Source organism: Paenisporosarcina sp. P5_A11 (assembly GCF_056400705.1).
In genome coordinates, this window is the sequence record NZ_JBFUKT010000078.1 from 1 (window position 1) to 14158 (window position 14158).

A 14158-nucleotide genomic window follows, 5' to 3' on the forward strand; every position below is an offset into this window, starting at 1 on the left:
CTGTTTGTTTAAAGAATTTAGTCATGACAACGAAATAAGCATAAAAAATGACCCCTGTTAAAAAGCCGATTGGTGCATACCACGTTGTGCCTTGTACATCCCATCCAAAGATACGAAATAGTGGATAGATGATAATTGAAGAAATGGATGAAATGACGAGTAAATCCATTAAATACGCCCAGAAACGTACCCAAAATCCTGCAGGCTTATGAGAATAACTCTCGCGTTTTTTATTTGTGTAAGTAGGCTTTTGTGGAACGCTTTGGACTTCTGTTTCTACATTAGTTTCTTGCTCAAATGAATCATGTCGATCAGTCATCTAAGGTTCCTCCTCACTTCTCACCGTATAAGTACATCATACGGGGTGCATTATAGTCGGAAAGTAAACGTCCAATCAATTGTGTTTCAACATCTCCACCAAACAGTGACTGTGCTTTCATTGAAAACAGACTAGTCAATCCTTGGTTGTATCCATATTCCATCACTTCAGCATCTTCTAATTTAAAGTCTTTGCGGACTGCTTTAATAACATCTTCTAGGTAACCATAATCATCTGCAAGCCCTGCTTCGATTGCTTGACGTCCATTCATAATACGCCCATCAGCTACCGCTTTCACTTCAGCCTCTGTCATGCCACGCCCTTGCTCAATAATATCTACGAATGATTCATACGATTCATTAATCATATCTTGCAACATCGCTCGCTCATCTTTTGTCATATCACGCGTTGGACTCATAATGTCTTTATATGGCCCAGTTTTAATGGTTACGAAGTCTACGCCATATTTTTCAGCAAGCTTGCCGTAGTTTACGCTTTCCATGATTACGCCTATTGAGCCTGTTAAAGTTTCTTTATTTAGGAAGATTTTATTTGCAGGAGCCGCAATATAGTATCCGCCTGAAGCAGCCATACTTCCCATTGATACATAAAACGGAATTTTAGATTCTTCTTGAACTTCTTTAATTTTATCGTAAATTTGTGCGGATTCTACAACTCCACCACCTGGTGAATTCACTTGTAAAACGACCGCTTTAATTGTTTTGTCTTCTTTAATCATTTCTAATTGATTCATAAAAAATTGATGATCGTAACCTTGAGCACCAAAAAGAGAAGTAGCACCACCAGTGTCTTGAATCACTCCATCCACGGTTAACACAGCTATTCTTTTTGAAACATCTCCTACTTCTAATACTGTTTCGCTATAATCACTCTCGGTTACAGCTAACATGTCTTCAAAATTTGATGTCCAATCATTACTAAACGCAAAAAATGCGATATTAACAATAATAGACAAACCAAATAATAGTGCAGCAGCACCTAAAGCTATCCAACGTTTTGTATTCATTTAAACGTTCCCCCTTTTCTACTCTTAACGTATTACGTAAACAATTCAAAAATGTTTCAGAACATGCTAAAATAGCCACAAGCATGTAATGAAAGGTCGTGACAGTATTGTCCGAACGCACACATATTTTTATTTATTCCAAACATGATGAAGACTCTATGCAGAAAAAATTGCTCCTTTCAAAAATGATCACGAACTATGGGTTCACTCCAGTTGACGATGCGAAACATGCAAACATTATTGTTAGCTTAGGAGGAGATGGTGCATTCCTTCAAGCCGTTCGCAAAACGGGGTTCCGTCAAGACTGTTTATACGCAGGCATTTCTACAACAGGTACTCTCAGTATGTATTGTGATTTCCATTTTCATGAGATGGAGACAATGATTAATGCAGTTCAACACTCGGAAATTGAAGTACGTCGTTATCCTATTTTACAAGTTATTGTAGATGACAATCCACCTTTTTATTGTTTGAATGAATTTAGTATACGCTCAAACATTATTAAGACCTTCGTACTCGATGTGATAATAGATGGTTTGCAGTTTGAAACTTTCCGTGGAGATGGAATGATCATTGCGACTCCTACTGGAAGTACGGCTTATAATAAATCTGTGGATGGGGCAGTAGTTGATCCATTGCTACCTTGTTTCCAAGTTTCAGAACTAGCTTCTGTGAACAGCAATAAATACCGAACACTTGGCTCTTCATTCATATTAAGTGGTCAACGCCAATTAACCTTACGCTTACAAGAAAACGGAAATGACTTTCCAACAATGGGCATGGACAATGAATCATTAAGTATTCAACATGTAGATTCTGTGAATATTGAATTAAGCGATCGCGTTGTGAAAACTGTGAAATTAAAAAATAATTCGTTTTGGGAAAAAGTGAAACGAACGTATCTTTAAAAGAAGGCTTTGTTAACTATACTGTTGTTAACGTACCTTTGCGCTAGCCGCACGTCCGCATGAGCCATTAAGTTTGAAAATCACATACTTGCGGGACTCATTCTTCACGCTCTTGCGGCATGCTTGCGCAAATGTACTCTTTCGTTTTTAATTCATTATCGACAGCATTCTTAGGAAAGCCTAACAATAAAGAAAGCAAGAATCAGCCGAAATTTTATAAAGGATTTTTTTAACATACTGTTGCTTATCGCACATTTGCGCTTGCCGCACGTTCCGCATGAGCCAACAAGTATGAAAACCAYATAMTTGTGGGTCTCATTCTTCACGCTCTTGCGGCATGCTAGGCGCAACAGCATTCTTTAACATAGCCTAAAAGAACAACGGAGTTAAAACAAGAAAAGCAGACGAGAATCTTCCTCTCGTCTGCTTTTTATAGTTTCGCTAATTTGAGTTTTCTTGTTCTAGCTTCCATCACTTTTGAAACAGTAAATAGGATGAGTGCAAGCCAAATTAAAGAGAATGATAATAAGTCAATTGCATTAAAAGTTTCATCATAAATTATAACACCTAAAAACAACATACATGTTGGGGCAATATATTGTAAAAATCCGACCATGTATAATGGCATTCTTTGCGCTCCTTTTGCAAAAAGAACTAGTGGAATGGCCGTTGCAGCACCCGTAAATACTAATAATATATCTGTCTGAAGATTATTATGAAACATGATAGCTTGGTCCGAGACAAATAGATAGATATAATAAATCAGCGCAAATGGAAGAATAAATAATGTTTCGATTGCTAAACCACGAACTGCATCTAGAGGAATGGTTTTTTTCATTAGACCATATATCGCAAAACTAATAGCAAGTGCCATAGCCAGCCATGGGAACCGACCATACGAAATAGTTAAAATAATGACACCAATTAAAGCAATCACAACAGCTAACTTTTGTGCACTTGTCAGACGTTCTTTTAAAAAGAAAATACCAAGCATGACAGAAATCAACGGGTTAATGTAATACCCTAAACTTGTTTCTACTAAATGATTGTTATTTACAGCCCAAATGTATAAAAACCAGTTGCCTGATATTAATGCTGAAGCAAAAAACAGACTCCAAAATGCTTTTTGATTTTGCCATAATGTCCGAATATCTACTAGTAACAGTTTGCTATTCCTCATAATCACGACAAAAAGCATGGTAAACACAAATGCCCAAATGACACGACTTGTTATTATTTCACTACTCGGTACGTGACCTAACCATTTCCAATAGATTGGGAGAACACCCCAAACTACATACGCTCCAAGAGCCCAAATGACACCTTGACGTTCGTTTTCTAACACATTTTCACCTCATTAGTTTGACTCTCGAAATATATCTCATTATAGAACCCAATTGAGGGAAAGTAAACGAAAAAAACTATTCTTAAAAACCTTTTTGAAAGGTTTTAAGAATAGTTGATTGGCATTATTTCGTTTGTACTTGATTACGAAGCTCAATACGTCGTATTTTACCCGAAGCGGTTTTTGGTAAATCTTCAATAAACGTAACTTCCCGTGGGTACTTATACGGTGCTGTTAACTGTTTAACATGGTCTTGGAGTTCTTTAACAAGTTCATCTGAAGCTTTTGCTGAATCGATTAAAACAACGTATGCTTTTACAATACTTCCACGAATTTCATCTGGACTTCCGATCACAGCACACTCTTTTACAGAAGGATGTTTTACTAAAGCGTCTTCCACTTCAAACGGTCCGATGGTGTATCCTGCACTGATGATAATATCGTCTCCACGGCCTTCAAACCAGAAGTAGCCATCCGCGTCTCGAGAAGCTTTATCACCAGTAATGTAATACTTTCCTCTAAATTGCATATTTGTACGTTCTGGATCTTTTAAGTACGATTTAAACAAAGCGGGTGTATCAATATGAACTGCAATATCCCCCACTTCTCCAGTTGCACTAACCTCTCCGAATTCATTGATGATTTCTACTTGGTTTCCAGGTGTAGGTTTTCCCATTGAACCTGGTCTCGCTTCCATACCTTTCATCGTTCCTACTAATAAAGTATTTTCCGTTTGACCATAACCATCTCGGACCTCTAAATCAAACTCTCTTCTAAAGGTATCAATAACTTCACGGTTTAAAGGTTCCCCTGCTGACACAGCGCTATGAAGGGATGATATATTATAATCCGATAATCCTTCTACTTTTGCCATAATACGATACTCAGTAGGTGTACAACATAATACATTTACTTTGTACTGATTAAGTAAATTTAAATAGACTTTTGGTTCAAATTTGCCATGATAGACAAAACCAGTGGCACCACTGCCAAGAGTTGCGAGGAAAGGACTCCAAATCCACTTTTGCCAACCTGGGCTAGCTGTTGCCCAAACGATGTCTCCTTCATTAATACCAAGCCAATGTTCGGCTGAAGTTCTTAAATGTGCGTAAGCCCAGCCATGAGTGTGTACGACACCTTTTGGATTTCCAGTCGTACCACTCGTGTACGATAAAAATGCCATGTCGGAATTTTTTGTTTCAACTGCAATAAATTCAGTTGATGCTTTTGTCATTTCAGATGTTAATGAGACCCATGCATTACTTCCTTGACCAATAACGAATTGAGTTAGTCCATCCAAATTTTCCACTTGTTCAAATTGATTGATGAATGGCTCATATGCGACGATTGCTTTTGCTTCACTATGTACTAATCGGTAATCAATATCTTTTGCTCTAAGCATTTCTGAGCTTGGAATTACAACAAGACCTGCTTTAAGTGCACCAATATAGGTCACATAAGCTTCAATTAAACGAGGCACCATGATTAAAACAACATCACCTTGTATTAATCCACTCTGAGTAAAAACATTGGCTGCTTGATTTGCTAGGCTCATTAATTCTTTGTATGTAATTTCTTTTGAATCACCATTTTCGCTCTTCCAAATTAACGCTAAACGTTTTTCTTCTGATGCATATTTTTCGAATTCTTCGACCAAGTTATACGTTAATGGTGCGATTAAATGTTCATGATTCATTTTGTTTCCCCCTTGATGTTTTTTCTCCTCCTTCATTATACGATATATAATACTGATTTTTCAAAAAAAACATTTTTTTCAGATAACATAAATCATTTTATTACAATAATAAAACCGGCAGCTTTCGCTACCGGTTTATGAAAAATTTATTATTTTTGGTAACCGCCATTTAATTGTTGCTCTGCCATTTGTACTAGACGCTTAGTAATTTCTCCGCCAACGGATCCGTTAGCACGCGCTGTAGCATCTGGTCCAAGCTGTACACCAAACTCTGATGCGATTTCATATTTCATTTGATCTAATGCTTGTTTTACGCCAGGAACGGCTAGTTGATTTGAACTTTGATTTGCCATGTCTGTGTCACCTCCTTGTGAATATAGAATGTGCCGGATTGGCGAATTCATGCATTCACAAGAAGTAGTAATTCATGGTAAATCTATTATAGTAAGCCAGAGAATTTATCTTGTTTCTTTTTAGGGAACATCATAACTTCACGTTCGCTCACAGCTTCTGCAATAAGGTCATCAAAAGATTTGAAGCTCTCATAAAATTCAACTTTTTCAAGTTTCGGCTTTGTTTTTGGACTTGAAGGTGTAAATATCGTGCAGCAATCTTCGTATGGGCGGATTGATACTTCGTAAGTATCAATTTCTTGAGCAATTTTAATAATGTCTAGCTTATCAAATGCAATAAGTGGACGCAAAACCGGTGTAGTGGAAACAGCATTAATAGCTGTTAAGCTTTCTAATGTTTGACTAGCTACTTGTCCTAGACTTTCACCTGTAATGATTGCTAAAGCTCCTGTTTCTTCTCTAACAAGATCTGTAATTCTTAACATCATTCTCCGAGTAGTCGTCATTGATACATTACTTGGAATTTGTTTTTGAATTTCTTGTTGGATTGCTGTAAAAGGAATGATATGAAGTTTAACGGATGCACCAAATCGACTTAATTTATCAGCTAATTCCATCACTTTTTCTTTCGAAAGTTCACTCGTATATGGTGGACTATAAAAATGAATAGCATCCAAACGAACACCACGTTTTAACATTTGGTACCCTGCAACAGGACTGTCAATTCCACCTGATAACATAAGAATAGATTTACCATTTGATCCAATCGGTAAACCTCCAGCACCCGGAATAACTTGAGCCATCATATACACAGCATCTCTTCTAACTTCTACTACTAAATCAATATCTGGTTTTTTCATTTGAACTTTTATGTCTGGGAAATTACGCAAAACATGTGAGCCCACAAATTGTTGTAATTCATTTGTTTCCATCTCAAATGGTTTATAAGAACGCTTTACCGTAACTTTAAATGTTTTATCTACACGGTCTAATGATTCTACAACTTTTACTGCAGTTTGTTTAATATCTTCTAAATCCAAGCTACATGAAGCAACTGGGCTAAAAGACTGAATGCCGAAAATTTTTGGCAACCGCTCGATTAATTGATCCATCGTTTCTTGTTCATTTGGTCGAATAAACATCCGATCCCGCTCGGTAATAATTTGAAACTTTGGCAAATCAGCAAAAGCATAACGGATATTATCCCGTAAGCGACCTGTAAATGCATTGCGATTTCTTCCTTTTGTAGACAATTCACCATAACGTATTAATAGTTCTTTCCATTCCATTTTGAATTATTCTCCTTTAACTTGCTTCATAATTGTTGAAAAATTTTCGGTAAAATAATCTATTTGTTGATCCGTATTACTTGTGCCTAAACTTATGCGAATGACTCCACGGATATAGTCATCTGGTAATCCGATTGATTCAATAACATGACTAGTTTTTGTTTGTTTTGACGAACAAGCACTCGAAGTTGAAACGATGATTTCTTTAGCTTGCAAAGCATTTACTAGTACTTCTCCTTTTAAGTGACGGACACTAATTGTTAAAATATGAGCAGCTGCTTCATCAGCAGAAAGTATTCGAACATTTCGATATCCTCGGAAAGAACTTCTTAGTTTTTCGTTCCATTGTATATATTTTGAAAGCATATGAGATTGATTTTCAAAAGCAAGTCTCATGGCTTTTGCAAACGACACCGCTTGTGCCACTGGAACCGTGCCACTTCGTAATCCAAACTCTTGTCCACCGCCAACAATGACTGGTTCGAAGGATACATGACCTTTCCATGCAACAATTCCTGATCCTTTTAAGCCATTGAATTTATGTGCGGACAAGGTTAAAACATCAACACCAAGTTTATCAAATGACACAGGATATTTCCCGAAACTTTGAATGGCATCTACATGAAATACTGCGCGGCTATATTGATGAATCATATTTGCTAATTCCTTTATTGGTTGTATGCTGCCAAGTTCATTATTTATATGCATAATACTGACCAAAATCGTATCTTTTCGTAAACAAGCTTTTACTTCATCAACTGAAATCAACCCTTTTTCATTAACAGGTAAAATTTCCACTTCAAAACCTTGGCGCTCTAATTGCTTCATCGCTTCTAAAACTGACGGATGTTCAATACTTGAAGTAATAATATGTTTGCCACGAGAATTTAAATTTTTAGCTACTCCTTGAATGGCAAAGTGATTAGACTCGGTTCCACCTGAAGTGAAAATAACTCTTGTTTCATCAGTTCCGAGCATATCTGCAACTTGTTTTCTTGCCCGCGATAAAAGAGTGTTCGCTTCCACTCCCAGTTCATGAATCGAGGCAGGATTTGCATAAAATTCTTCATTCACTCTAATAAATGTTTCCAAAACTTCTTTATGTGGTTTTGTCGTTGCACTATGATCAAAATAATACACAGCTATACTCCTTTTCAATAGAAAACCACCAACACGTGTTGTGTGGTGGTTTCAACTGACTTTATTATGAACGCCATGCGTCCTCTTTGACAAGCACTTCGATTCGCTTCATTGCACCAGGTTCAACTTCTTCAACAGCTGTTGCTGCTTCTTCAAGAGCCTTTGTGTATCGAAGTTGACGGAATGCAGCTTCAGCTTCTAACAAGCGCTGATTCATACGTGGATGACTTGCTCGGTAACGGTTACCATATTGGATGATACGTTCAATCAATAAGACGTTCTCAAGCATTTCTTTCGCTTTTCCATGCACTTCATGAATACACTTATCTGCTTTAGCTAAATAACTATCCACTAATTTCATATTCAATGGCACTTCTTGAAGGCTCTGCATAACTAAGTAAATGTGTTCTTCTGCTTCTTCTAAGCGAACATCCATTTCTTCAGGTATACCTGGCATATTCGCTTTATGTACCATTCGATCTGTTTCATGGAGCAATTGCTTCAGTTCATCTAAGTTCTTACGCGCTCGATTTTCATCGATACGTAAACTCTTTAAACTATTTGAAAAACGATCCTGTTCTTCGTATAAGTTCTCCAAGTCAGCCGCAATAAGTGTTAGTTCATCTTGTAAGCTTGAATATGCTAATTGGTCTTCACTTGCACGTTGTTCGACTAAATCATAACGTTTTTGCAAAGTTTCAATTTGCTTTAAACAAACAAGAGGAATTTCTGCTTGATTTTCAGGTAAACGATAACTTTGTTGTACATAAGCTGCTTCATCGCTTGTTTGACGAGTAATACTCGTGACTTCTGCCAATCTCATTTCAGTAGGCTGACGATACTGATCAACATAACGTTTAGCCATAACTTCTTTTTCAAGCATGTCATAGAAAGCTTCGATTTCATCTTTCATTTGTTCGACACGTACCATAACGTCTTTAATATCGAGTTGAATAATGGATTGCTTCATAATGATTAATTCTTCATCTAACTTATTTAGTTGTTCCGTTAATTCTAGATGTTCTAAATAATACGAGTGTGCTTCCATTTCACGTTGTCCATTGCGAAGGTCGTGAATACTAGCTGGAATCTTATTTTGCACGTCTGTTAATAATGAAGGAATATCATGTAATAAATTAAAAACAAATTGAGCTTCTTGATTTAATCCAATAACGATTTCACGTGCCAACAAATAATTACCGCTTTCTGTCAGACGGTCGTATTCATCAAATTGAGGTCCGAATTGTTCCAGTTTTTTCTCAAGTGGAACAGCTGCTGCACCAAATGAATGTTGATGAGCGAGCAATGTCTTTCGAGCTGCACGATATTGTTCTTTCAATTGGTCCATTTCAACACGATTTTTTTCTTCGCTGCCAATCAATTGTTCCAGTTCCACCAAGATTAGTGACATTTGTTCATCACTTTGTTGAATCCGCTCTTCGATTTCTTTTTCCAATGAAGTGGCACGTTTAAAGTTGAACCTATCTATGCTTTCCTCAGCATCGAATAATAGTGAATCAATTTTCGGCATGTGAACATCCATAACTTGAGTCCAGCTATTACGCCAGTTTTCAAACATATCTTCCGTCTGTCMATTCATATTAAGTTGTTTGACTTTAGTCATTTCTTCTAATATCGGCTTATTTTGAATTTGATGTTTGTCATGTTCCAATCTAACAATCTCGTTATTATGTTTGYGACGCATCATAAATAAGAGAATAAGTAATGCAATTAGTACGATGATTGCAATGATGATATAATTCATCGTAAGCCCCCTGTTCCAAAAATCACGGTCTATGCCAGTTATATATGTAATCTTACCATGAAACAAATGAATATGTTGACGAAAATAGAAGAATTTTGCCGAATTTATGTAAAAAGTGACATTTATACGTGGGAGGTATTCATTTAATGAAGCGAGATGCTCACATTCACAGTCCATTTTGTCCCCACGGAACAAAAGACTCGTTTGAATTATACATAGAAAAAGCTATTTTGAATGGGTTTACGGATATCTCATTCACAGAGCACGCCCCAGCACCTCAGGGATTTATTGACACTGTTCCTACTCGAGATAGTTTCCTTAATCCAAACATGCTCGAACCATATATAGGAGAATTACAACAACTAAAAAAACAATATGCTAATGATATTTCAATTAAAATCGGATTAGAAGTCGACTTTATAGAAGGCTTTGAAAAAGAGACTACTCAATTATTAAATGAAATAGGTCATACCTTAGATGATTCTATTTTATCTGTTCATTTCCTGCTAAAAGATAAAAAATATTCATGTATTGATTTTTCACCACTGTCTTTTAATTCTTTTGTACAACAGTTCGACTCTCTTGAAAACGTTTATTCTCTGTATTATAGGACTGTACAAAATTCGATTTCTAGTGACCTTGGACCATACAAACCAAAGCGAATTGGACACCCAACATTAATTCACAAATTTCAACATCACCACAATGTGATCGTTGATGATCATGAAATGATTATGAAAACATTAGAATTAATGAAACATAACGAATTTGAACTGGATGTAAATAGTGCAGGCTTAGCCAAACAGTTTTGTTTGGAACCCTATCCCCCACATCGATACATTCAGTTGGCAAAGGACCTAGGTATTCCACTCGTTTTTGGATCAGACGCTCACAGGGCAGAAGACTTGCATCAATTTTATAAAGACGTATATACTCAATAAATGTTTCGAGCTAGAAGTAAAAACCCGAAAGAACACCATTTCCAAATATTATAATTAAGAGGTGATTTCATGTTTGAACAATCAACATATGCTGGAGATACACAACAACAATATGAAATGTTAGCAAAACAACTGGACGCATTATTAACCGGTGAGAAAAATGTCATGGCTAATTTAAGTAATGCTTCTGCCTTATTAAATCAATTCTTCGATCGTATTAACTGGGTAGGTTTTTATATGATGGATGGTAATGAACTTGTCCTCGGACCATTTCAAGGATTACCTGCTTGTATTAGAATTCCAATAGGTAGAGGAGTTTGTGGAACCACTGTTGCAAAAAAAGAAACGATAATCGTTCCTGACGTGCATGCTTTTCCTGGACATATCGCATGTGATGCTGCTTCACAATCAGAAATCGTCGTACCTTTACTAAAAAATGGCGAGGTTATCGGCGTGCTTGATATCGACAGTCCTGAAAAGAATCGTTTCCAAGAAGAAGATCAACAAGGTCTTGAACATTTTGTTTCTATATTAATGAAACATATTTAAAAGGATGAAGTGGTTTGATAGCCACTTCATCCTTTTTTGTTTTATTTAGTCATTGCAAAATGTGTTTCAACTTTTGCAAATGCTTGTTTTAAATCTGCCATAATGTCTTCCACGTGCTCAAGTCCTACTGACAGTCGAAGTAATGAGTGGCTAACTCCCATCTTTTCTCGTTCGACTTCTGGAATGACGGAGTGTGTCATCGTAGCTGGATGCTGAATGAGCGTTTCCGCATCCCCTAAACTAACAGCAATTTTAATTAGTTGCAGTTCATTCATAAAAAACTGTGCAGCTTTTTTGCCGCCTTTTATATTAAATGAAATGAGCCCACCTCCAGCTTTCATTTGTTTTTTGGCAATTTCATATTGCGGATGTGAAGGATCAAACGGATAGAGGATCTCAGATACGACTGATGTTGATTGTAAAAACGACACCAATTGTTGAGCATTTTCTGAGTGTCGATCCATTCTAACGTGAAGTGTTTTTAATCCTCTAATGATTAACCAGGCATCAAATGGTGAGATAATTCCTCCAACGTCTTTTTGAACGGTCATTCGAATATTCATCATATCATCCACATCATTACCTATTAATAATCCTGCAATGACATCTCCATGACCATTAATATATTTTGTAGCACTATGCAACACATAGTCAGCGCCGAAATCAAGTGGGTTTTGTAAGTATGGAGAAGAGAATGTATTATCAACAATTACTTTTAGTCCATGTTTTTTTGCAACTTTATTAACTAATTCTAAATCCACAAGTTCCATGGTTGGATTTATTGGTGTTTCTATATATACACAGACAGTCTCCGGTCGTATTGACGCTTCGATTTCTTGTTCTGTCGATAAGGCACTAAAACTATGTGAAATATTATATTTTTCATCCATCATTTCGAGTAAGCCAAATGTACAACCGTAAATTCCTCGCGAACAAAGAATGTGATCACCTGTTTTCGTTACATGAATAAGTACTGCACTAACTGCGGCCATCCCCGACCCAAACGCTAATGCACTTTGTCCATTTTCAAGTTCTGCTATTCTTTCTTCTAAAATCCGAACGGTAGGATTCCCTAAACGTGAATAGATATTTCCAGATTCCTCTCCCGCAAAACGTCGTTCCCCTTGTTCAGCTGAGGAAAATGTATAAGTGGATGTTTGATATAAAGGAACGGATAAACTATCATGATGATGTTCAGACGAATACCCTTTGTGAATAATAGTTGTTTCTTTTCGAATAAATTCATTTTTCATAATAAGCACCCCTAATTTTATGTAAACGCTTTCATACCTATCATTTCCATCTTACTCGATTCCAAGATTTTTGAAAAGGTCAACTTCCCTAGTCGTTTCATTTAATTGTCAAGGTCTCATCTTGACACTACACTATTAAATAGATACAATAGAGGATGTGTAAAATAAAAGCAGCAGTTGTATGGTCTTATTCGTTTCATTTTATTCCTCCAAGGTTATTGGATGGGGTATCTCGTAACCCTTGGCTGCGAGGGCGAAGGTACATGAAAATAAAATGACAGTTTGATTGATACATCTGGTCTTATTTTACAACAAAATAAAACCACTAAAAGGAGGAGTCTCTCATGGCTCGTTATACAGGTCCAGCTTGGAAATTATCTCGTCGTCTTGGTCTATCACTAAGCGGTACAGGTAAAGAATTAGAAAAACGCCCTTACGCACCAGGACAACACGGTCCTAACCAACGTAAAAAAATCTCGGAATACGGTTTACAATTACAAGAGAAGCAAAAGCTTCGTCACATGTATGGTGTAAACGAACGTCAATTCCGTACACTTTTCGATAAAGCGGCTAAAATGCCTGGTAAATCTGGTGAGAACTTCATGATTCTTCTTGATACTCGCCTTGACAACATCGTTTACCGTTTAGGTCTTTCACGCACTCGTCGTGGAGCTCGTCAATTAGTAAACCACGGTCACGTTATGGTTGATGGAAAACGCGTTGATATTCCTTCATACCGTCTAAAAGCAGGTCAAGAAATTTCTCTTCGTGAAAAATCTCAAAACCTTGATATCGTTAATGAGTCTATGGAAGTAAACAACTTTGTTCCTGAATACTTATCTTTCGATGCAGACAAAAAAGTTGGTACATTCATTCGTCGTCCAGAACGTAGCGAATTATCTGCTGAAATCAATGAATCATTAATCGTTGAGTACTACTCACGTTAATAGCTATACTTTGCAAAGTGTAGTATTAAAAGCCCTAGAATCCTTGTTAAATCAAGATTTTAGGGCTTTTTCTTTTTTACTAAAATGTAAAATAAAGCAAAGATAAGCAGGTTATTAGGGCTAATCAAAAATATTAATGGCGGCGTATGTACAGGAATGTGCATGTAAGTTAAAGCTACTCTCAAAAAGCATTTCTTTAAGTTGCTTTCTTTGTTAAGTGTTTTCTATTTTTCTTTTGGCTTTACTTAGCCACGGTAAGATACAGGACTGACTAAGACCTTTACCTTGACAGGGGTGGAGGTCGCTGGTTCTAGGCCAATCGCGATCATACTTAAAAAAAGTCTGTAAACGTTGATATATCAATGATTTACAGACTTTTTATAAATTGATTTCTCACTTCAAATACCTTTGCAAAGTTCCTATAATTCATTAAAGATTATTAACTCTGCCTTGAATCGCATTGTAAAATATATCTGCTACGTCATTATCTGAGTTTGGTAAGAGATGGGCATAATATTCAAACGTGATTTTAGGATTTGCAGTCTCAGTCGATTCGAAATTTTAACGATGTCCACGCCTTCATAAATAAGGATACACGCCCCAGCTATAATTAGTGGTCGGTGGCC

The 14158-nt window shown here is 36.7% G+C and carries 13 protein-coding genes; 4 read left to right on the forward strand and 9 right to left on the reverse strand.

Annotated features, from left to right (window positions below):
- The coding region (locus tag AC1DOS_RS11805) for an RDD family protein (protein ID WP_477537653.1) at window positions 1-319 on the reverse strand (319 nt) is incomplete at its 3' end.
- 13 nt (window positions 320-332) lie between these two features.
- Window positions 333-1346, reverse strand: coding sequence for a signal peptide peptidase SppA (gene sppA / locus AC1DOS_RS11810; RefSeq protein WP_477537654.1), 1014 nt, complete (start codon window positions 1344-1346; stop codon window positions 333-335).
- 107 nt (window positions 1347-1453) lie between these two features.
- Between sppA and AC1DOS_RS11815 the strand changes: the two genes are divergently transcribed.
- Window positions 1454-2254, forward strand: coding sequence for an NAD kinase (locus AC1DOS_RS11815; protein WP_477537655.1), 801 nt, complete (start codon window positions 1454-1456; stop codon window positions 2252-2254).
- A gap of 430 nt (window positions 2255-2684) precedes the next feature.
- On the opposite strand, the gene rarD is transcribed toward AC1DOS_RS11815, so the two are convergent.
- The 6 genes from rarD to ezrA all read right to left on the reverse strand — a co-directional run bounded on the left by rarD (window position 2685) and on the right by ezrA (window position 9842).
- On the reverse strand, window positions 2685-3599 hold the full coding sequence (gene rarD / locus AC1DOS_RS11820; RefSeq protein WP_477537656.1) for an EamA family transporter RarD: 915 nt from the start codon (window positions 3597-3599) through the stop codon (window positions 2685-2687).
- Between the two features lie 124 nt (window positions 3600-3723).
- Window positions 3724-5295 (reverse strand): acyl-CoA synthetase MbcS, encoded by a 1572-nt coding sequence (gene mbcS / locus AC1DOS_RS11825; protein WP_477537657.1) that lies wholly within the window; start codon window positions 5293-5295, stop codon window positions 3724-3726.
- A gap of 149 nt (window positions 5296-5444) precedes the next feature.
- Entirely contained in the window at window positions 5445-5648 is a 204-nt protein-coding gene (locus AC1DOS_RS11830) for an alpha/beta-type small acid-soluble spore protein (protein WP_108585387.1), read from the reverse strand.
- Window positions 5649-5734: 86 nt separating this feature from the next.
- Window positions 5735-6937 carry a tRNA uracil 4-sulfurtransferase ThiI gene (gene thiI, locus AC1DOS_RS11835; protein ID WP_477537658.1) on the reverse strand — a complete coding sequence of 401 codons (1203 nt, stop codon included), beginning with the start codon at window positions 6935-6937 and terminating at the stop codon, window positions 5735-5737.
- Window positions 6938-6943: 6 nt separating this feature from the next.
- Complete coding sequence (locus AC1DOS_RS11840; protein ID WP_477537663.1) at window positions 6944-8077, reverse strand: cysteine desulfurase family protein; 1134 nt, start codon at window positions 8075-8077, stop codon at window positions 6944-6946.
- Window positions 8078-8141: 64 nt separating this feature from the next.
- Window positions 8142-9842 carry a septation ring formation regulator EzrA gene (gene ezrA / locus AC1DOS_RS11845; RefSeq protein WP_477537659.1) on the reverse strand — a complete coding sequence of 567 codons (1701 nt, stop codon included), beginning with the start codon at window positions 9840-9842 and terminating at the stop codon, window positions 8142-8144.
- A gap of 146 nt (window positions 9843-9988) precedes the next feature.
- Here ezrA and hisJ point away from each other — a divergent pair, with 146 nt between their 5' ends.
- Entirely contained in the window at window positions 9989-10783 is a 795-nt protein-coding gene (hisJ, locus tag AC1DOS_RS11850; RefSeq protein ID WP_477537660.1) for a histidinol-phosphatase HisJ, read from the forward strand.
- Window positions 10784-10852: 69 nt separating this feature from the next.
- Window positions 10853-11332 carry a GAF domain-containing protein gene (locus AC1DOS_RS11855; protein WP_477537661.1) on the forward strand — a complete coding sequence of 160 codons (480 nt, stop codon included), beginning with the start codon at window positions 10853-10855 and terminating at the stop codon, window positions 11330-11332.
- 41 nt (window positions 11333-11373) lie between these two features.
- Here AC1DOS_RS11855 and megL read toward each other — a convergent pair whose 3' ends face one another.
- Window positions 11374-12585 (reverse strand): methionine gamma-lyase, encoded by a 1212-nt coding sequence (gene megL, locus AC1DOS_RS11860; RefSeq protein ID WP_477537662.1) that lies wholly within the window; start codon window positions 12583-12585, stop codon window positions 11374-11376.
- 344 nt (window positions 12586-12929) lie between these two features.
- Here megL and rpsD point away from each other — a divergent pair, with 344 nt between their 5' ends.
- Window positions 12930-13532 carry a 30S ribosomal protein S4 gene (rpsD, locus tag AC1DOS_RS11865; RefSeq protein WP_108585394.1) on the forward strand — a complete coding sequence of 201 codons (603 nt, stop codon included), beginning with the start codon at window positions 12930-12932 and terminating at the stop codon, window positions 13530-13532.
- Window positions 13533-14158: the final 626 nt, after the last annotated feature.

Coding starts and splice junctions, on each gene's coding strand:
- sppA (WP_477537654.1), bottom strand. CDS start 1,346: ATGAATACAAAACGTTGGATAGCTTTAGGTGCTGCTGCACTATTATTT.
- mbcS (WP_477537657.1), bottom strand. CDS start 5,295: ATGAATCATGAACATTTAATCGCACCATTAACGTATAACTTGGTCGAA.
- AC1DOS_RS11830 (WP_108585387.1), bottom strand. CDS start 5,648: ATGGCAAATCAAAGTTCAAATCAACTAGCCGTTCCTGGCGTAAAACAA.
- thiI (WP_477537658.1), bottom strand. CDS start 6,937: ATGGAATGGAAAGAACTATTAATACGTTATGGTGAATTGTCTACAAAA.
- hisJ (WP_477537660.1), top strand. CDS start 9,989: ATGAAGCGAGATGCTCACATTCACAGTCCATTTTGTCCCCACGGAACA.
- AC1DOS_RS11855 (WP_477537661.1), top strand. CDS start 10,853: ATGTTTGAACAATCAACATATGCTGGAGATACACAACAACAATATGAA.
- megL (WP_477537662.1), bottom strand. CDS start 12,585: ATGAAAAATGAATTTATTCGAAAAGAAACAACTATTATTCACAAAGGG.
- rpsD (WP_108585394.1), top strand. CDS start 12,930: ATGGCTCGTTATACAGGTCCAGCTTGGAAATTATCTCGTCGTCTTGGT.